Below are 19,864 nucleotides of genomic sequence, written 5' to 3'. Positions count from 1 at the left end.
GCCGTTGCCATTATGGCGGCGGCGCCTTTTTTGTCCGTGCGGCGCGGTAGAGTGTAGGCGGTTGAAATTTGCGTCCAGCGAGGAGCTGCTATGAACGAGATCAAGTGCCCGCATTGTGGCGAAGTATTTAAGGTCGATGCATCCGGCTATGCGGATATCGTCAAGCAAGTGCGCAATGCCGAGTTTTCGCGCGACCTGGATGAGCGTGTGAAGGCGGTCCAGCGCGAGGGCGAGCAAGCGCTGGAGCTTGAGCGCTCGCGTTCGATGGCTGCCTTGCAAGAGGCAGAGTCCCAGCGCAACGCTCAGCTTACCGAGCAGAAGAACGCTGCAGCTCAACAGCTGGCACAAGAGGTTGCCAAGCGCGATGCTGAGCTCGCCGAGCTGCGCGCCAAGCTCGAGGGCGCTGCCGCAGAGCGCGAGAGTGCAAGCCAGCGCGCGGCGGTAGAGGCACGAGCCAACGCTCAAAAGGAGAATGCCGAACTCCAGCGCGAGATCGACAATTTGCGTGCGCAGCTGGAGCGCAAAGATGACGAAGCCAAGCTCGTCGAGTCGGCGGCGCGCAATGCCGCTCAAAACGATTTAGCTGCACGTGATGCTCAGATTGCCGAGCTGCAGGCCAGGCTTGCCGCTGCGGACAAGGCCCAGGAGATGGCGCTTGCCGCTGCCGCGGCAGAGTCGCAGCGTGAGCTCGATGCCGCTCGCAGCGAGGCCGAACGCGCGCTTGCTGACTATCGTGCGAAGGTACAAGAGAAGTTTTCCGCCGCAAAGGCTCAGTCTGAGCGCGAGGCCGAGGGCCTTCGTGCACAGCTTCGTGAGCAAGAACTTTCTGCAAAAATGGAGCTGTCGAAGGCGGTCGCCGCGGCGGAGCGAGAGCGCGATGAGGCGCGTGCCAAACTGACGAGCGAGCTGGCGGTGCGCGATTCTCGCGAGGAACAGGCCAAGGCGGCACACGAGCTCGAGCTTGCGCAGGCCAAGCGCGCGAGCGATGACCTGATTCGCTACAAGGATGAAGAGATCGAGCGCCTTAAGGACATGAAGGTCCGTCTGTCCACCAAGATGGTGGGCGAGTCGCTCGAGCAGCACTGCGAGACCGAGTTTAACCGTCTGCGCATGACGGCATTTCCCAACGCGTACTTCGAGAAGGATAACGATGCGTCCGAGGGTACCAAGGGCGACTTTATCTTCCGCGAGTGCGACGCGAGCGGCAACGAGGTCATTTCGATTATGTTCGAGATGAAAAACGAAAACGATGAGACCGCGACCAAGCATAAAAACGAGGACTTCTTTAAGAAACTCGATCACGATCGTCGCCAGAAAGGCTGTGAGTACGCGGTGCTCTGCACGCTGCTTGAGCCCGAGAGCGAGCTCTATAACGTAGGGATAGTCGACGTGAGCTATCGCTACGAGAAGATGTACGTGATTCGCCCGCAGTTTTTCATTCCCATGATCACGCTCCTTCGCAACGCCGCCATGGGCTCACTGCGCTATAAGCAGGAGCTAGCGGAGTACAAACAGCAGAATATCGACGTCACGAACTTCGAAGCCAAGATGGAGAAGTTCAAGAATGATTTCGGTCGCAACTACGAGATCGCGAGCCGCAAGTTCCAAACGGCAATCGATGAGATTGACAAGACGATTAGCCATCTGCAGAAAACCAAGGAGGCATTGCTGTCCTCCGAGAACAATCTGCGCCTAGCCAACAAGAAGGCCGACGATCTTACCATTCGCAAGCTCACGTGGGGCAACAAGACCATGAAGGCGGCGTTTGACGAGGCGCGCGGGGCTGCGCCAGAGACAAACGATGAGCCAGCCGAGGCGGATTCGTATGAGGTCGAGGATACCGAGTAAGGCATAGCGTATAGTGCAAAAACGGGGCCGCTGGCGATATTGCCAACGGCCCCGCTTCGTTTCGTTCCAATATGTTCGACTAGTCCTCGAGCAGGTCTTCGATAAAGCCGACGCGGTAGTTTTTGAAGATGACTTCACCGCCGTCTTGCGTGGCGTCCAGATCGACATCGCCCATGATGCCAAAGTCGTGATCGCCGTCCTCGTCGGCAAAGATCTGGTGCACGTGCCATACGTGCGCGGTTTTCTCGTCGGACTCATCGATGGAAAACATCGCGGCGCTGCGGGCGTCTCCGTCGGTGAGGATTTCCTCGTGCTGCTCATGGTAGGCATCGAGGGCCTTTTGCCAGCGGATCTCGCTCATGCCCCAGTCGTCGTCGAGCTCGCCTAGGTCGCGAACGTGCTCACGGGCGGCAAGGGTCACGCGGCGGAAGAGCGCATTGCGCACCAGCAGCGTGCAGCCGCGGCGGTCCGCCACGACCTCGTCGATGCCCTGTGGCGGCGCGGCATCGAGGGCTGCCGGGTTGCCGGCGTTCTCCCACTCGTCCACCAGGCTCGAGTCCACCGAGCGCACCACAAAGCCCAGCCACGAGATAATGTCGCGCAGGCGCTCGTCGCGCTTCTCGATGGGTACGGTGCGGTCGAGCGAACGGTAGGCCTCTGCCAGGTAGCGAAGCAAAATGCCCTCGGAGCGGGCGATGCCGAGCTTTTGAATGTAACCCTTAAAATCGCTCGCGCTTTCCAGCATATCGCGCAGGACACTCTTGGGAGAGAGCTGGTAGTCGTTTGCCCAGGGCACTTCCTGGCAGTACTTGTCAAAAGCGGCGTCGAGCAAATCCTCGAGCGGCTTTTCGTACGTGACGTCTTGAATGCGCTCCAAGCGTTCCTCATACTCGATGCCGTCGGCCTTCATCTCGGCCATAGCGCGATCGCGTGCGGCGCGCTCCTGTGCACGCAATACCTGCTTGGGGTCCTCGAGCGTGGCCTCGACCATCGAGATGAGGTCCATGGTATAGGTCTCACTTTCGGGGTCGAGCAGCTCCAGCGCGGCAAGCAAAAACGGCGAGAGCGGCTGGTCGAGCGCAAAGTCCTCGGGCAGGTCGACCGTCAGCGCGTAGTCGATATCCGGCGCGGCGTCAGCCGGAGCGTCGGGTGCGGGCGGCACCTCGGTGCGCACGACGACGCCGGAGTCGATGAGCGTGGCGAAGATCTCGTCGGCGCGAACCTCAAGCTTGGCCTTCTCTTCGGGGGTCTGCAGGCTTGTCTCGATGAGGTCATGTACGCGGGCTCGGGCATTGCCGCCCTGCTCGACCACACTAATCACCATAGAGTGCGTGATGCGCAGGCGTGGCTTGAGTGTTTCGGGTTGCGTCTCGATCAGGCGCTCAAAAGTTTGCTTGTTCCATGAGACAAAGCCCTCGGGGGCCTTTTTCTTTTTAATCTTACGGAGTTTTTTGGGGTCGTCGCCCGCCTTGGCCATAAGCTTGGCATTCTCGATCTCGTGCTCGGGTGCCTCGGCGATCACCATGCCCTCGGTATCGAAGCCCGAGCGACCGGCGCGACCGGCAATTTGATGGAACTCGCGGGCGCGCAGACGACGCATCTTGTAACCATCGAACTTGGTGAGCGCAGTGAGGATCACGGTGTGGATGGGCACGTTGATGCCGACGCCGAGTGTGTCGGTGCCGCAAATGACGGGCAGCAGGCCCTGCTGCGCCAAGCGCTCGACCAGCAGGCGATAGCGCGGCAACATGCCAGCATGGTGCACGCCGACGCCGCATCCAAGCAGGCGCTTGAGAATCTTGCCAAAGGCCGTGGAGAAGCTCGTTCCCTTTGCCGCTTCTTTGATGGCTTCGCGCTGCTCCTTGCTGGCGATGCCAAAATTGGCGAGCGACTGTGCCGTCGCAAGGGCGGCATCCTGGCTAAAGTGCACGATATAGAGCGGGGCCTCGCCACGGCGCATGGCGAGCTCGACCGTGCCCTCGAGGGAGGTCGTCACATAGTCGTAGCTCAGCGGAACAGGACGCGGGGCATCGACAACCAAGTCGCAAGCAGCGCCGGTGTGCTCCTCGAGCGAGGCGGCGATGGCGGTGACATCGCCGAGCGTGGCGCTCATGAGCATAAACTGCGTGTGGGGCAGGGTGAGCAGCGGTACCTGCCAGGCCCAGCCGCGGTCGGGGTCGGCAAAGTAGTGGAACTCGTCCATGGCGACGCAGCCCACGTCGGCGCCCTCGCCCTCGCGCAGCGCATCGTTGGCAAGGATTTCGGCCGTGCAGCAGATGACGGGCGCCTTGGTATTGATATGCGTATCGCCGGTGATCATGCCGACGTTATCGCGGCCGAGTACCTGTACCAGGTCGAAGAACTTCTCGCTGACCAGGGCTTTGATGGGGGCCGTGTAATAGCAGCGCTTGCCCTGAGCCATGCCCATAAAGAGCATGCCCAGCGCGACGAGCGATTTACCCGATCCGGTCGGTGTGCCTAAAATGACGTGATCGCCGGCGGCCAGGTCCATGAGGGCCTCTTCTTGGTGATCCCACAGCTCAATGCCACGGTCGCTCGTCCATTCAAAGAAGCGTTCGAAGGCCTGATCGGGCGTGAGCCATGGTTCGGGCTCGCTGCCGTCCTCGGGCTCCCACCAGGTGGGAGAGAGCGCGCCGAGCGAGCCAAACTCGGCTTCGGTTCCCGTGCCGCCCGAGAACGAGCTGGCGGCGCCGGCACCGGAGACGGTGCTGGTGGCGGTATCTGTCGTGGTCTGTGCCATGTGTTTGCTTTCTCTCGCGATTGTCCGCCAACTATTATGGCGTAGCGTCGCATCGATGCGTTCGCAGGCAAGAAAATGCAGGAAATGGGCGTTCTGCCCAGCTGTTTGGTGCAGTTGCCAGCTAAGTGAGTAGACTTTTTGCAATATCGCGAGCACATGGCTTTTACGCAAAGGCTCTACCTGCGGTTTTAGTATTGGTTATGCGGGTTGTGCTTGGCTATTGCAAAAAAGTCTACTCACTAAGATTTGAGGGTCGTTTGCTGGCGCCTATTTGCGCTTGTTTGCCGAAGCCGCGACCATCAGAGGCCCCTGGGACTCCTGCGGTAAGCGCTTCTTGCCCTTGCGGGCGCGGTTTTTAAAGTTCTCGACGGCCTCTTCCATGCCGAGGGGCACGTAGGTGAGCTCATCGAGATTGTCGGGCAGGTAGCACGCAAGGCTTTGCTCCTGCGCGCGCCCCGCCGTGAGCTGTTCATCGCTGGGCAGCGCGTCGGGAGTGGCGCAAATGCCATAGACGGCGGCACCCATCTCGCGCGTGCGGCGCTCGTATTCGGTCTCGGGATGCTCGGGATGGTCGCGGCGAACGTCGTCACTTACCCAAAGTGTGTCGTAGCCGGCCGCGGCAAACTGCCCCAGGGCGTAGTCGCGCAATGGCTTGCTGTCGGTGCGCAGCGTGACGGTGGCGCCGGCTGAAAAAAGCGGGCGGTAGAGCATCAGATGGTCGACATGGACGAGTCGTTTTTTGGCGTACTTGGCCTTGGGCTGCGGCGTGGGAAAGTTGATGGTGATGGCATCGAGCTCGCCTGTGGCAAACAGCTGCGGCAACGATGCGGCGCCTCGGGGCAGGACGAGTGCGTTGGTCAGTTCCTGCTCGCAGATTTTCTGTGCGGCATAGGCGATGCAGATGGGCTCCTGGTCCATGCCGATAAAGAGCGTGTTTGGCTCGTGGTCCGCGCGCTCTACAAGGTACGTTCCCTTGCCGCAGCCAAGATCCAGGTGAAGGTGTTCGAAAGACTTGCTGCCTGCGGGCGCACAGGCCTCGCGCCAATCTCCGGCATAGATTTCAGGGTTCGTCTCAATCGCATCGGCGTAGCGCTCCAGGCGCTCTTCGAGCACAAAGTTCTTAGGCGTGCGAACGTGGACGGCTCCCATGAGGCTCCTTGGTCATAAGTATGGAACGCATAGCTGCGCGTTCGTCAATGGGTTGAAAAAAGGGTAGGCATAGCTTGCCCGAAAGATGCAGTGCGGCTCGACGGCGAGTCGTCGGTGCCTACAGGCGCTTGAGAATCACGTAGCGGTTGAGCTCGCCACTGCGACCGTCGGCATGGAAGCGCTCAAGCTCGCGTACGGGGACCTCGCCGCTCTTGTAGAACGTGCGCACGCCGCGCACCAAGTCGGTGATCTGCTGATCGTCAAAGTGGTGGCAATAGCGGTAGGCGTGGCGGTCGTTTTGCCAGCCAATGAGGTGGTCGCCGGCTTCAAACTGTGCTGAATCGTAACCCTCAAACGGCGGGGTGAGCTCGGCGCGGGCCTCGGCTCGAACGGCCTTGCGCGCCATGCGCTCGTCGTTCATAAACTCCCAAAAGCTAATGGCGATGATGCCGCCCGGGCGCGTCTGCCGCACCAGGGCGTCGAGCACGCGTACGCGGTACTCGCACGACGGCACGTGGTGCATAAAGCCAAAACAGACCGAGATGTCGGCGAGCGGGGCGTCGAAAAGCGCGTCGGGCGCCTCGGCGGGGTTGAGCTTCATGAGGGCGTCGAGCACGTCGAGTTCCTGGAAGTGCAGGTTGGGAATGCGCAGGGCGTGACCGCGTGCATCGATGGCCAGGTCTTGGCACGAGTCGACGCCATAGAACTCAAACGGGCAGCTGGCATCTGCCGAGGAGTTTGCGCCGTCGACGCCCTTGGCGGCAAGTGCGCCGCCGGCGGCAAAGTTCTCGAATCGCATATTGCCGCAGGCGAGATCGAAGACGCGGACGGGATGCTCGATTGTGGCGACGTCGAGCTGCCCGAGCGCGATGTCCATGGTGCGTACCCAGCCGGGCCACGGGGCCTGACGCGTATCGGAAAAGGAGGCGGAGTGCTCGCGATAGAACGTGTTGTTGAGCTGGATGAGCGATGAGGCGAAATCGCGGTTCACGGCGCGGGACTCCCTCCGTTGGCGGTGCGAAATTAACAGTACGACCATACTACCGTTAACGCCGCAACGGGGACAACCAAGCTACGTGTCATTGCTTTGTTTGGACACATTTCCGCAGCTCATATGCACCCGCAACCGCCGGTTGTCAAAAATCTCACTAGAATAGGTGGCATGCTTTTGGCGGTGGCGGATAGATTTTTAACTGTGCAAGGCGCCTTAAGAACAAAAACGGTCCGGCGGCACGGCTGGCATCACATAGGAGGAACCATGAATGTAGAAACTGCGTAGCGGCTCGCCGACCTTCGCCGCAGCAAAGGCTTTAGTCAAGAAGGGCTGGCACGAAAGCTGGGACTGTCGCGCCAGGCGGTCAGTAAATGGGAGCGCGCGGAGAGCTCGCCCGATACCGAGAACCTGATCTCGCTCGCCAAGCTCTATGGCGTGAGCCTGGACGAGCTCCTCAATCCGAGCGACGAGATCGAGGACGATATCGAGTTTGAGAACGAGGACCGCGCCCGCCAGCGCGAGGCCGAGGCGGCAGAGCGCGCCCGCACCCATGAGGCGGCGGCACGTGCCACCGAGGCGGCAACACAGGCGAGTGATGCCGCCGCCAAGGCGGCGCAAGCGGCAAGCTGGAGTGCGCAGGCCGCCAATGCTGCTACGGCGCAGGCGACGAGTGGCGGCGCAGTTGGCTCGATTCCGGTGAAGGGCCCGTTCCAGTCGTTCCCGTATTGGGCCGTGTGCTGGCTACTGTTCTTTTTGCTGATGTTCCCGTTTGGCGCCGGCCCCTTTGCTGCGCTCATCTTCTTTACGATCCCTATCTATCACAGGGTGGCGCGTGCGCTCGATGGCGATTGGGCGCGCGGTGATATTCAGGTTGGTCCCGCATCGGTGACGGCTAGGGCTCAGAATGTTTCCGCTGCGGTTGATGCTGACGTGGCTACCGCGACCACCGCTGAGCCGATTGCCAAAGAGGGTGATGAATGATGAAGCTTTCGCATGAATCCAAGGTACGCTTGGGCGTTGGCATCGGAGCGTTTGTACTGATTATCGGGCTTGTGTTTGGCGTTTCGCGGCTATTGGCTCATTCCGATATGGTGCGTACGACCGGTATTCTATCTGGCCATTTGTCTGATTTTGACGATATGTTTGACGAGGACGATTCCTTGAATAGCGGTAACTATTCCGCTCGGCCTCAGCAACTTTCGAGTGTGACTTTTGATGCCGATGAGTTCCGCTACCTTGATTTCGATATCAATGCGGCGTCGGTGGACGTCAAGGTTGTTGATGGCAACAAGGCTCGCGTTATCGAGCGGGGGCGCGTTGCCGAGGGTATGGATGCCTCCAAGGCCGCGACGCAAAACATCGCATCCGTCGAGGACTCGACGCTCAAGGTTTCCCAGTTTGGAAGTGATGACGGTAAGGCAATCGATCGCTCAGTTACGGTTGAGCTGCCACGCCGTGTTGCCGAACATCTGAAGGGAGTCAACGCGCACGTGGGCTCGGGTGATCTGCAGATTGCCGGTGTCATCTGTGATGGTTTCGATCTTGTCCTGGGTGCGGGAGATGTAGAGTTTACGGGCAGCGTGACTGATGCGCTCAGCGCTGAGGTCGGTTTGGGCGATGCGACGTTTGAGCTCTACCAGGCCCCCGCGAAGTCGATGGACGTGAGTGTGGGCTCGGGCGATGTGGAGATGACGGTTCCGAACTCGACGGGCTTTAAGGCGAGCGTCACCTTGGGCAGCGGCGACTTCGAGAGCGATTTCCTTCCGCTTGGCTACGACGGCGAGACCATTTTGAATCTTGAATTCGATAACGGCGATAAGTCTGCCACGTATCGTTTTGAGGTCGGTTCGGGTGACATGTCGTTTGATCCGGAGTGACATGCGGTTTTCGGAGATCGGTACATATAGGCGTGCTCTTTGATTGAGGCGCCGGGGCCGTGACGGGCTCCGGCGCCTTTGCCTTTACAATGGGGGCATGGAACAGATTATCTTGAACATACTTGAGGCCCTGCGTCGCGGCGAGACCGTAGACGACAAGGCGCTCGTCAAACTGATACATGCCGAGGCACGCCGTGAGGGTGCCGACAAGCGCGATCTGGCCAAGCGCCGTCTGCTGCCGTTCTACCAGCGGGTTAAACGTGAGGATCCGGCTCGTTGGGCTGCGTGGAATGTCGATTCCGATCTGGAACGTCAACTGCTGCAGGTGCTACGCATGAAGCCGCGCCGCACGGCTTCGGGAGTGGCGACCATTACCGTCATCACCAAGCCGTGGCCGTGCTCGGGCGATTGCCTGTTTTGCCCCAACGACCTGCGTATGCCCAAAAGCTATTTGCATGCCGAGCCCGCGTGCGCCCGTGCGGAGCAAAATTGCTTTGATCCGTATCTGCAAGTGAGCGCTCGCTTGACCGCGCTTTCGCAGATGGGGCATGCGACCGATAAGATTGAGCTCATTGTGCTCGGTGGCACCTGGAGCGACTATCCGGAAGGCTATCAGACATGGTTTATGTCGGAGCTTTTCCGTGCGCTCAATGACGATGCCGTTGCCGGCGTGGCGGCCAACCCCATGTTGGCGCGTCCGGGCATCAGCCGTGCCGAGGCGGGGCGTCTGCTCGACGATGCACCCGCCGATGCCCTGCCGCCGGTGGTAGCGGAGCGCCGCGAGCGCTATCGGGCTGCCGGCATTGCGACAGACGAGGCCGAGCTCGCTGCCGGCGTTGCCGACGAACAGGAGCGTGTGGATGCTGCCGTGGGCGGCTATAACCGTGCGGTGCGTCGTCTGTACGGCCCCGGTACGCCGTGGGGCGAGGTCACCGAGTGGCAGACGGCAACGATGGAGGAGCTCGAGCGTCAGCAGCACATCAACGAGACGGCGAAGCATCGCGTGGTGGGACTCGTTATCGAGACGCGCCCCGATGCCGTAACGCCGCAGGCGCTTACGCTCATCCGCCGCCTGGGCTGCACCAAGATCCAGATGGGCATCCAGAGCCTCGACCAGTACCTGCTCGATATCAACGAGCGTCGCATTTCGGTGGGGCAAATCGAGCGGGCGTTTTCGCTTGCGCGCCTGTTTGGCTTTAAGATCCACGCGCATTTTATGCTCAACTTGCTGGGTGCCACACCCGAGGGGGACAAGCGCGACTACGAGCGCTTTATGACCGAGGGGGCCTTTATGCCCGACGAGGTCAAGGTCTACCCGTGCGCGCTCATCGAGGGCTCGCGTCTGGTGGGCTGTTACGAGCGCGGCGAGTGGCGCCCCTATACCGAGGAGGAGCTGCTCGACGTGCTAGCCGACGATATCGTGGTGACGCCGCCGTTCTGCCGTATCAGCCGCATGATCCGCGATTTTAGCTCCGATGACATTATGGTGGGCAACAAGAAGCCCAACCTGCGTCAGCTCGTCGAGAACCGCCTGGCTGCTCGGGGTGACGGTGCGACGGTGCGTGAGATTCGCTATCGCGAGATCAGCACGGCGGGTGCCGACTTGGATGAGCTGACCCTTGACGAGGATGTAGCGTACGAGACGCCGGTGACGCACGAGCGCTTTTTGCAGTGGGTGACGCCGCAGGGCAAGATTGCGGGCTTTTTGCGCCTGTCGCTGCCCGACCATTCGTTTGTTGCCGCGCATGCGGACGAGTTGCCGACGACGCCGGACGAGGCGATGATTCGCGAGGTGCACGTGTACGGCATGGCGGCGCGCGTGGGCGACCAGGGCCAGGCGGCGCAGCATCACGGGTTGGGGCGTTTGCTCGTAGAGCGTGCGTGCGAGATTGCCCGGGATGCGGGGTATGCACGCATCAACGTGATCAGCTCGATTGGCACACGCGAGTACTATCGCCATCTTGGATTTTATGACCATGGCCTTTATCTGCAAAAGGAGCTCTAGATGAACAAACCGAGTGTTTCTGCCGGCGTTGTTGCCGGCGTTGCTCTGGGAGCCGCGGCGCTGGGTGCGGCTGCCGTCGCTGTTCGTGCTGCCTGCCTGCAGGTCGCGCGAACCCGCAATGGGTTGGCGCGTGTGAAACGCGTGCACGATGAGGGCGGCGATGAAGTCCGCGTATTGGTGCAAGGCGGTGTCTACCAAAGCGCGAGTTACGTCGGCGAGCGCTGGGCGGAGCCCGTCTTTGCGTATTATCGCGCGTTTGACGACGTGTTTGAGGCCGAGGATGTGATGCGTGACGTTTATGGTCACGGTATCAGCCGTATGCTTATGCTAGGTGGCGGCGGGTTTGCCTATCCCAAATTTGCGCTGATGTCGCATGAGGGCCTGCGCATGGACGTTATCGAGTATGACGGAGAGATTACGCGCCTGGCGCGTCGCTGGTTCTACCTAGACGAGCTAGAGCGCGCGGCGGGCGATCGCCTGCGGGTGATAACCGCTGAGGCTCGCTCGTATTTGGGTGTGACGAGCGTGGGCCATCGTCGCTACGACGTGGTCGTGAGCGATTGCTTTGGCGGTGCCGAGCCCGTACGCGAGCTGGCGACGGTTGAGGCGTTGCGTTTAGTGCGGGGCAGCCTGAACCCCGGGGGTATCTACGTTGCCAATATCGTGAGCGCAAACGAGGGGAGCGATGTAACGTTCCTGCGCGACTGCGCTGCCACGGCGCTCGAGATATTCGCCCACGCCTGGGTGGTCCCCTGTGGCGATACAGAGTTCGGCGGCGAGGAAAACTACCTGCTCATCGCCAGCGACGGGAACCATGCCTTTGCCGAAGCCGTGCCCTTTGACGCCGACTTCCTCGGCGCCGTCCTTCACGACTAGCGCGTCTTTCTGCGACCAGTCTTTCTGGGACGGGGCTTTTTAGCTGCTTTCGGATGCCGGCTCGCTCCACATCGGGAGCAGTCAATTTGGGACGGGGCTATTTTAGCTATCCCTGCCACTAATCGGCCAAACCTTTCGCTTTACCTGCAAGGGCAGCTAAAATAGCCCCGTCCCAAATTGACTGCTCATATAGTCAGCCCCGTTTTATGCGTGGTCGCGCCAGCTGCGGACACGCTGCTTCATACCCTCTATGTCGAGCACGCCTTCGGCAAAGCCCTTACGCACGAGCTCTTCGGGAACGAACTCATCGTAACGATCAAAGTAAGGCACCTCGCCGGGATAGACGAGCTCGATGGGATCGAAGTCCTTCTCGGCCTCGGCGGTGAGTATCTCAAAGAACGTCTCTTCGTCGGCCTTCATCTTAAACTGCATAAAGTACGGGCGCGACGGGTCGAGTCCGCGAAGGCCCAGCTCCGCGGCACATTTAATCTTGAGCATGCGCTCGAGCGCCAAAAAGGCATAGCTGCCCAGCCAGGGGAAGAGCACCCAGGTGTCGCCGCCCAGGTTAATGAGTGGCCTAGTGCCCGCACCCGAAATCTCGGCCGTATGGCGAGCCTGCGCCAAGCGGGCCCGCGCGTTACCCATAAGGTACGGATACGCGGCATGTTCGTTGAGCGCTTTACGCATGCGCTCGAGTACATGCGTGTTGATGTCGCCGGGGCAGTCGCCAAAGTAAGCCGGTACACGGCCCTTGACCTGCGTTGCAAAGACGGTATGGCGCTTCCAGTCCACTTCCTCGACAATCCAGCAGTGCCCGGCGATGGCGATGCGTTCACCGGGCGGTGGGGGATTGACGATCGTGCCCAGCTCGGCCGACTCGCTGCGGACGGTGAACTCCTCGTTTTCCTGGAACACGGCGTAGAACTTAAAATTGTTGATGATGCGCTCGCCCGCGAGGCCCACGATGAGCCCGCCGCCCTCGGTGACCTGGATATGGTCGATCTTAATGAGGTGACGCAGCAGCACGCGATAGTCATCGGCTGAGACACGGTGGAAATAACTGAGCGTGAGCACGCGCTGGGCAAGTTCTGCCGGCGTGAGCTCTCCGGTGCTGGCAAGCGTCGACATAGTCTGGTGATAGAGCAGACTGTAGGGGAGTCGATCGAGCTCGGGCGGCTCGACCCACTTTTCCTCGCGATAGAGTTGTACGAGTGCGATGCCCTGCAGGAGCTTCCACGGAATGGTTTCGGGCATCATCGTGCGCGGCTCGGGCTCTTCCTCGCGCATGACAAACCACATCTCGGGCGGAAGGTCGCGGCGTCCCGTGCGGCCCATTCGCTGCAAAAAGGAACTGACGGTAAATGGCGCATCGATCTGAAACGCACGCTCCAGACGGCCGATATCGATGCCAAGCTCAAGCGTAGAGGTGGTGACGGTCGTCTGTGCCTGCTCCTCATCGCGCATGAGCTCTTCTGCCGTCTCGCGCAACGATGCCGAAAGATTGCCGTGATGGATGAGGAAACGGTCAGGCTCGTGTCGGCTCTCGCAGTAGCTGCGCAGCATGGAACATACGGCCTCTGCCTCCTCGCGCGAGTTGGCAAAGACCAGACACTTGCGCCCGCGGGTGTGTTCGAAGATATAGCCCATGCCGGGATCGGCGTTGTCGGGTGCGGTGTCGGTGGGGTTGAGGAGCGCTTGCTCGGCGGCCCGGGGGATGTCGACTTCGCCCTCGGGGGCCGAAGAAGTGCAGCGGTTCCCGGAGGTAGCCTTACCCTGTGCCCGTTTGCGACGTTGACGGCGCTCCTCCTGTGTGGGCTGTCCGCTGTGGCACATGCCTTGGGTGTCGGCCGGCAGCGCCGTGGGTGCCGCTGCCTCAATGCGCTCGGAGGCAAGAACTTCGGCCTCTTGAGGACCCATGCTCTCGAATCCCCGCTGCTGTGCCTGGGGACCCGAGTTGTAGAAGTGCTCCATGGAGATGCGCCACACGCGGCGCGGTTCCTCAAAACGGGGGATAACGCAGTCACGTCCCGTTCCCTGTGAGAGAAAAGCGCCCGTGCGCTCGGGGTCGCCGATGGTGGCCGAAAGGCCAATGCGTCGAGGCTGCACGCCGGCCATGCGCGAGAGTCGCTCGATAAGGCAGAGCGTCTGCCCGCCACGGTCGCCGCGCATGAGCGAGTGGACCTCGTCGATGACCACATAGCGCAGGTCGCAAAACATGCGCGGGATCGCCATGTGCTTATGGATCAGGAGCGCCTCGAGTGACTCGGGCGTAATCTGCAAGATGCCGCTCGGCTTTTTGATGAGCTTAGCCTTGTGCGACTGCGAGACATCGCCATGCCAGTGCCAGACAGGGATATCGGCCTCTTCGCAGAGGTCGTTAAGGCGGACGAACTGATCATTGATGAGCGCCTTGAGGGGGCCGATGTAGAGGGCGCCCACGCTCGCGGGCGGCCTTTCCCAAAACTCGGTCAGGATGGGAAAGAAGGCCGCCTCGGTTTTGCCGGAAGCCGTGGATGCCGTCAGGAGCACATTGTCTTGTGTGTTAAAGATGGCATCTGCCGCCGCAACCTGAATGGAGCGGAGACTCTCCCAATCGTGGGAGTAGATGAAGTCTTGGATAAACGGGGCGTAGCGGTCGAAGGCGTTCACGGGGCCTCCTTTCAAAAGCGAATCTCTCAACGCGGCAGGCAGTGGCTTGCTGCATGACTGCTTCAATGTTTGCCCAGGTAAAACCTGCCAAAATAAACCTGTCCCTTTTTGGCAGGTTAGATGGCGAATTCGGCGAAGTTGCGGTCGGCGCCTGCGGTGCCGGTGTCGTCTGTTGCGGCTGCTGGCGCGTCACCGCCGACGCTTTGCAGCAGCTCGGCCACGTTGGCGTCGGGGTTTTGGCATAGGATGTCGAGCAGCTCGATAAAGTCACGAATGACTTCGCGCGGCGTCAGATGCGTGTTGGCTCCCACGCGACCGAACTCAATCTTGAGGAAGTCCACCAGGTCGCTCTCGGTAAGCGTGGGCGTCCAGCCAAAGTAGCCGGCGTGAATTTGCATGAGTTTTTCGATCAGCACCAGCAACTCTTCGTAGGTGAGTGGCTGCAGACGGATGATGGGCGCGAGCATGTCCTTAAGGTCCTCGCGTGCAAAGCGGCCCTGAGCGAGTCGGCTACGCAGGGCCTCGTAGGAGAACACGCCGCGGCGGCGGTCTTCGATGGAGGTTGGCGTGCCGCCCATGATCATGCCCAGGTACTGCGCCTTGCCCTGGAGCGTGTCGTTGTACATGGTCAGGATCTTCTCGTAGTTGTATTGGCGCGTGATCGCGTTGGGAATCTTATACAGATTCACGAGTTCGTCGATGAGCACCAGCATGCCCTTGTAGCCGCTGCAGACCAAAAAGCGCGCAATGAGCTTAACGTAGTCGTACCAGTCGTCATCGCTGATGATGGTCGAGGAACCCAGTTCGGCGCGAGCCTCGCTCTTGGTGCGGTATTCGCCGCGGATCCATTTGGTTACGCGGCTCATGGCCTCTTCATCGCCCTCGGATACGGCCGTGCGGTAGCGGCGGAGCATGCGGGCGAAGTCGAAGCCGTGGACCATCTCCTCGAGCGGGGCCAGTTGGGCATTGACGACCGACTCGTCGACGTCGGCACACGAGGCGACCCAGCGATCCAGAATAAGGTTGAGCGCACCGCCCTCGGGGCGCGTCTTGGTCGATATGTTGCGGATGAGCTCACGGTAGGTGGCAAGGCCCTGCCCCTGACCGCCCTGCAGGCGGCGCTCGGGCGACAGGTCGGCATCGGCGACGACGAACCCCTCGCCCATGGCGTGCGTGCGGATGGTCTGGAGCAAAAAGCTCTTGCCTGCGCCGTAGCGACCGACCAGAAACCGGAAGCTCGCGCCACCGTCGGCGATGAGACTCAAATCGGTGAGCAGGGCGCGGATCTCGACCTCGCGCCCTACGGTGATATAGGGAAGGCCGATGCGCGGGACCACACCGCCCTTGAGTGAGTTGAGAATGACGGCAGCGACGCGCTTGGGCACGCGGGGTGCTGCGGATGCGGTATCACTCATGGTCTAGGTATCCTCTCACGTCTGCTTCGTAATCCTCGATAATTTGCGGTCCTGCCGCGCCGAACTCGATAACGGTGTCTCCCACCAGGTCAAAGAGCGTCTCGTTGATGCTGTCGACGAGCATATCCTCGCTCTGGCCCGACCTCTCCACTGCCGATGTCGCTTGCGCTGTGTTTTGCTCGAGGAGAGCGCGAAGAAAGGCATCTTCGGCGGGCGCGAGTTTGTTCGTAGCTTCGGCAGACGCGGGCGTTACGGGTGCGGGCGCAGACACGAGGAGCGGTGCCATGACGCCAAACTCTTCGGCGGAGACAGTCGGCTCGTCGGGTTCGTCTTGCTGAATGGTCATCTCGCCAGGTTCGGCAGTCATGCCGGGCGCAGACTCGCGGCCCGGCTGCTCGATAAGCGTTGCCTCGGCTTCCACGGGCGTGCCGTCCTCGCGCTCCTCATCAATCAAAAGCGCTTCACGCGTTTGCGCGGCGGCGCTCCGGATGTGCCCCAGCTGGCTCAAATCGATATCGATCTTGACGGGCTGGTGTGCGGCATCCCACGAAAGCCATGCCACGATCTCGTCATCGATGATTTTGGCCAGATATTTGGGGACCTTCTCCTCCTTCAGGGGGTGGGCGGGGGCTAGGGCCAGGCGCAGACGTTGGTCGCAGGCGCGCATCATCTCACCAAGCTTGCTGCTCTTTTGCCTGCTGCCGTGAATTCGCATGCATTCCCAAAAACCGTTTTGGCAGCGGTAGATATGGATGGGGTCAAGACGGTATTCGCAGTCCTCGTGGCGCTCGGGCGCAAAGAACACGGCCGAGGCAAACATGGTATAAGGCATGGCCGTCTCCTCCCCAAACAAGCTCGCCACGATACCGGTCTTTCGGTGCGTGTCATAGTAGCGCGCCATGCGGACGTACACGGCACATGCCACGTGGCGTAGGTCGCGATGGTGGCTGCGATCGAGTCTAGAGTTATCGAGGTTATACGTGGAGAGGGCGTTGATAGCGGCCATGAGTCGCTCCTCGCCCGCCTCGTCGGGCGGGAGGGGGAGCGTAGGCTCGGAGGTCTTACGACGCGCAGGCGGCAGATCCGACGGCGTCGGTGCAGGTGCAAGGTCTCGAGCCGCGCGCCGCAGCTCGATAAGGGCGTTATCGAACATGACGGTTTTAGAGTCGCGAAGCAGTTTGGGGTCGAGCCCGTGGAAAACGGCGTAATCTTGCAACCACACGCGTGCAAACCGGTCGATGCCGGGCTCGAAGGCACGATAGGCATTCCAAAAGGCCTTGATCTTGCTAAAGCCATCGAGTGGGTCATCTACGCCAATGCCGCAGATCAGCTCATAGAGATACAGGAAGGCAAAGGACGTAGACGTTTCCTCGACAGTTCCGCGGCGCACTTGGGCACGCCAGGTAAAGTAGCCGCGCAACTGTCGATCGCTCATGGCATTGTAGGTGGGAAAGTACGACTTAAAGGTGCCGTTGTAGGGACAATCGTCCTCGAAGTCGGCCATCAGCAGGCCTTGGCGGTAAAAGAGCTCCGCCTCCGATAGCCAACGTCCCGCGCCGCCTTTGGGATCATCTTGCCAGCGCGATATCTCGCGCATCTTGCGGTACTGGTCGGGGAGGAAGTTCTGCATCTGTCGACCGGTCTTGAGAATCGGCTCGTCAGCATAGATTTCGTTTGAGAAGCGGGCGGACTGATGGGTCCGGGCCTCGGCCATAATGCGCTCGATGAGCATCTTGACGTCCTGGTCGGCCACCGCTTCTCCTCTCCTAACGCAGCTTCGGTGACCTCATATCATAGCACAGCATCAAACAGGTGTTCGAGAAACCGCTACGTAGATAGATTTAGAACAAGAGGGCGTAGATGACCGCCACGACGACGGAGGGGAGCATGTTGGCCGTGCGGAAGGTCTGAGGTCGAATAAGGTTAACCCCAACACAGAAGATGAGCATAGAGCCCACAAGCGAAAGGCTGTCGAGGGCTGCGGTGGTCATGATGGGGGAGAGTGCGCCGGCAAAAAGCGTGATCGTGCCCTGGAATACGGCAACGGGCAGGGCCGAGAAGATGCAGCCGCGGCCAAGCGAGGCCGTCATGGTGCAGACGATGATGCAGTCCAGCGCGCCCTTCAGGGCAAGCGTGGACCAGTCGCCGAGCAGACCGTCCTGAATCGATCCTACGATGGCCATGGCACCGATACACACGGTGAGCGATGCCGAGACAAAGGCGTTGGTGAACTCGTTGTCGCCTTCGCTGCCGGTTTTGCGCTTGAGCCATTCGCCGAGGTTCTCGATGGCGGCCTCCAGGTTGATGGCCTCGCCGATGAGCGAACCGAGGGCAAATGAGACGATAAGCATGGTGGTGCCGGTGGTCGCCAACGCCTCTCCATCGATAACGAGCATCTTTTGCATGGTGCCGCCCAGGCCGATAAACAGAACACACAACCCCGACGCCTTCATGAGCGTGTCTTGGATGCGAGGCGAAATGAAGCGCCCACCCATAAGGCCAAGCAGACCGCCCGCGATCAAAAGCGCGACGTTGATGATCGTTCCTAAACCCGGCATGGACCCTCCTGTAATTGATGCCAACGCGGCAATCGTAGCAGAACGGGGAGGGGGCGCTCAGTATCCGAGCCAAGCGGCGGTTAGCGGTCTAGGACAGGATGGGGCTAAAGTCGAAGCGCAGCGTCATGAGGTGCTGTGGGGATTCGATGGCTTCGGCAATGATGTCGGCATCTCGTGCGCGATCGAACCCTTCAAGTTCCATTTGATAGGGGACGTCTTCTTGGATACCGATGCGACGAGGAACCAAAAGCTTGGTTCCGTCGAATTCTTCGGTTCGCGTTCCGTCTGCTGCAACAGAATAAAGGTGTAACTTGGCGGTCGTTGTGGCATCAAGTGCCGAGATAGCTTGGATATCGTTCGATGCGCTCTTTGCTCCCACTGCTGTAAGTGCCGTAGGCGCGACGACTTCGCCCGAAGGCAAAAAGACGGTATTGGGGAATGCGATGAGGATATTTTTGCGGCGGGGCGCATTGGCAGCGACTGGCTCAATGCTTGCAGCATCGACGGTTTCCGTGTGGTCGAGCGCGACCATCATGCAACAGTTGCCTTCGTCGACACCTGGGGGAGCGGCAAAGTCCAGGCCGTCTTTCGGTTGGGAATCGCCTAGTTCGGTGGCGCTTCCGCTTGGCTTCTCGAGAGGAACCGCAGCGTTGTCTTCTGATGATGCATCGTCAACATGTGCCGGTGCGTCTGCGACCTCGTCTTTGGGGGATTTGTCATTATCGCTCGATATAGGAGCGGCAATCTCGACGGACCCCACTCCGTGCCATGTCATTTGGAGCAGCGCCGGATCGGCGAGAATGCGCTGCACGCCCGGCTCCTGGGCATCGATATTGATGGGGGCGGGTTCTGATCCGCGCGTGAGGTTAAGCGAGCCCTTCTGCCTGGTGCTTTGAGCCTTTTGGTCGTCCGCGTCGCCAGCGTAGAACAGCAAAGGCGCATCTCCCGTTGCGATGGCTTCGGTGTCCGCCTTGGTCAGCCGCAGCGACGCCGTAAAGGAGATGATGGGCTGCGCGCCATCGACATTCGAGGGAACGCAGCCCAGGCATACACCCCCTTCTTCATGGGCCGCGCTGTCGAAGACGACCTTTGCCCCGTTCGCCGAGTCATCGACCGAGGCAATATCGATGCGCAGCTCTAAGTCGCATGGGTCGCCATCGGCGTTGACTGCAGCCGATTTCCATGTGCAGATGGCGCAACCTGTCCGGGGGCCGTTCTCCTTGTCCGGTCGATTGATATCCACGACTATCGAGTCGACCGTATTGAGGTGAAGGCATCCCGAGGTTCGGACCGTGGCATGTGCGAGCGAAAAACGTTGGCAGGCGACGATACCCGACGAATTCGACGCGGGGTTCAGAGCTTGCGGTAAGGAGCTTGCGGTAAAGAGCTTGCCGTGGCGGGCGTCGCCCAAGCGGCGAGAGGCGTACCGCTCGCCAGTGCGCTGCAGAGCGCGGCAACGGGCAAAAGGTTTTTGGGTGCCATGGTTCTCCTATCTATTCCGCGTACTCCGGTCGTGCTTGGCTATTGGTTGCGTTTGATGTGCAGGCCAAGGCACGTCAGTCCTGCTCCCACCGTGGCGACGCCTACCGCAATGAGTTGCCGGGTGTCGCTCGTCTGGACGAGCGGCTCGTGACGGCTGCCGCGATTAAGGCCCGAAAGATCGACGGTCACTTCTGTGGCCGCCTGCGCTTGCTCTTGTTGAGCAAAGGCATTGCGGGTGCGGACGCCAAGA

General features: G+C 60.6%; 13 protein-coding genes and 1 pseudogene. 5 read left to right on the top strand and 9 right to left on the bottom strand.

The window, feature by feature from the left end; translation table 11 throughout:
- Positions 1-90: 90 nt before the first annotated feature.
- Positions 91-1,848, top strand: coding sequence for a DUF2130 domain-containing protein (locus tag ACQRAQ_RS05695; protein WP_427794205.1), 1,758 nt, complete (start codon positions 91-93; stop codon positions 1,846-1,848).
- 79 nt (positions 1,849-1,927) lie between these two features.
- On the opposite strand, the gene ACQRAQ_RS05690 is transcribed toward ACQRAQ_RS05695, so the two are convergent.
- From ACQRAQ_RS05690 to ACQRAQ_RS05680, 3 genes are all read right to left on the bottom strand, one after another.
- Complete coding sequence (locus ACQRAQ_RS05690) at positions 1,928-4,609, bottom strand: DEAD/DEAH box helicase (RefSeq protein ID WP_427794204.1); 2,682 nt, start codon at positions 4,607-4,609, stop codon at positions 1,928-1,930.
- A gap of 267 nt (positions 4,610-4,876) precedes the next feature.
- Positions 4,877-5,758 carry a tRNA (guanine(46)-N(7))-methyltransferase TrmB gene (gene trmB / locus ACQRAQ_RS05685; RefSeq protein ID WP_427794203.1) on the bottom strand — a complete coding sequence of 294 codons (882 nt, stop codon included), beginning with the start codon at positions 5,756-5,758 and terminating at the stop codon, positions 4,877-4,879.
- A 118-nt stretch (positions 5,759-5,876) separates the two neighbouring features.
- Entirely contained in the window at positions 5,877-6,749 is an 873-nt protein-coding gene (locus ACQRAQ_RS05680; protein ID WP_427794202.1) for a class I SAM-dependent methyltransferase, read from the bottom strand.
- A 300-nt stretch (positions 6,750-7,049) separates the two neighbouring features.
- On the opposite strand from ACQRAQ_RS05680, the pseudogene ACQRAQ_RS05675 reads away from it, so the two are divergent.
- From ACQRAQ_RS05675 to ACQRAQ_RS05660, 4 genes and pseudogenes are all read left to right on the top strand, one after another.
- Positions 7,050-7,733, top strand: a pseudogene (locus tag ACQRAQ_RS05675) (helix-turn-helix domain-containing protein); the annotation flags it as partial.
- A complete protein-coding gene (locus tag ACQRAQ_RS05670) occupies positions 7,733-8,629 on the top strand; it encodes a DUF4097 family beta strand repeat-containing protein (RefSeq protein WP_427794201.1) in 897 nt (298 codons plus the stop codon). The pseudogene ACQRAQ_RS05675 and the gene ACQRAQ_RS05670, both read left to right, overlap by 1 nt.
- 97 nt (positions 8,630-8,726) lie before the next feature.
- Positions 8,727-10,634: an elongator complex protein 3 gene (locus ACQRAQ_RS05665; protein WP_427794200.1), complete on the top strand. Its 1,908-nt coding sequence runs from the start codon at positions 8,727-8,729 to the stop codon at positions 10,632-10,634.
- Positions 10,635-11,510, top strand: a complete 876-nt coding sequence (locus ACQRAQ_RS05660; protein ID WP_427794199.1) for a spermidine synthase — start codon at positions 10,635-10,637, stop codon at positions 11,508-11,510.
- A 204-nt stretch (positions 11,511-11,714) separates the two neighbouring features.
- Here the strand turns inward: ACQRAQ_RS05660 and ACQRAQ_RS05655 are convergent, their stop codons facing one another.
- The 6 genes from ACQRAQ_RS05655 to ACQRAQ_RS05630 all read right to left on the bottom strand — a co-directional run bounded on the left by ACQRAQ_RS05655 (position 11,715) and on the right by ACQRAQ_RS05630 (position 19,614).
- A complete protein-coding gene (locus tag ACQRAQ_RS05655) occupies positions 11,715-14,159 on the bottom strand; it encodes a DEAD/DEAH box helicase (RefSeq protein WP_427794198.1) in 2,445 nt (814 codons plus the stop codon).
- Between the two features lie 116 nt (positions 14,160-14,275).
- Positions 14,276-15,574 carry an ATP-binding protein gene (locus tag ACQRAQ_RS05650; RefSeq protein ID WP_427794197.1) on the bottom strand — a complete coding sequence of 433 codons (1,299 nt, stop codon included), beginning with the start codon at positions 15,572-15,574 and terminating at the stop codon, positions 14,276-14,278.
- A complete protein-coding gene (locus ACQRAQ_RS05645; RefSeq protein ID WP_427794196.1) occupies positions 15,567-17,327 on the bottom strand; it encodes a TerB N-terminal domain-containing protein in 1,761 nt (586 codons plus the stop codon). Before ACQRAQ_RS05645 ends, ACQRAQ_RS05650 begins: the two co-directional genes overlap by 8 nt.
- A gap of 88 nt (positions 17,328-17,415) precedes the next feature.
- Positions 17,416-18,132, bottom strand: a complete 717-nt coding sequence (locus tag ACQRAQ_RS05640) for a DUF554 domain-containing protein (RefSeq protein WP_427794195.1) — start codon at positions 18,130-18,132, stop codon at positions 17,416-17,418.
- A gap of 88 nt (positions 18,133-18,220) precedes the next feature.
- Positions 18,221-19,375, bottom strand: a complete 1,155-nt coding sequence (locus tag ACQRAQ_RS05635; RefSeq protein WP_427794194.1) for a hypothetical protein — start codon at positions 19,373-19,375, stop codon at positions 18,221-18,223.
- 110 nt (positions 19,376-19,485) lie between these two features.
- Positions 19,486-19,614 carry a hypothetical protein gene (locus ACQRAQ_RS05630; protein WP_427794193.1) on the bottom strand — a complete coding sequence of 43 codons (129 nt, stop codon included), beginning with the start codon at positions 19,612-19,614 and terminating at the stop codon, positions 19,486-19,488.
- Positions 19,615-19,864: the final 250 nt, after the last annotated feature.

The organism is Collinsella sp. SGI.178 (genome assembly GCF_050313495.1).
Classification (GTDB): Bacteria; Actinomycetota; Coriobacteriia; order Coriobacteriales; family Coriobacteriaceae; genus Collinsella.
This window is presented reverse-complemented; position numbering and strand designations above follow the sequence as displayed.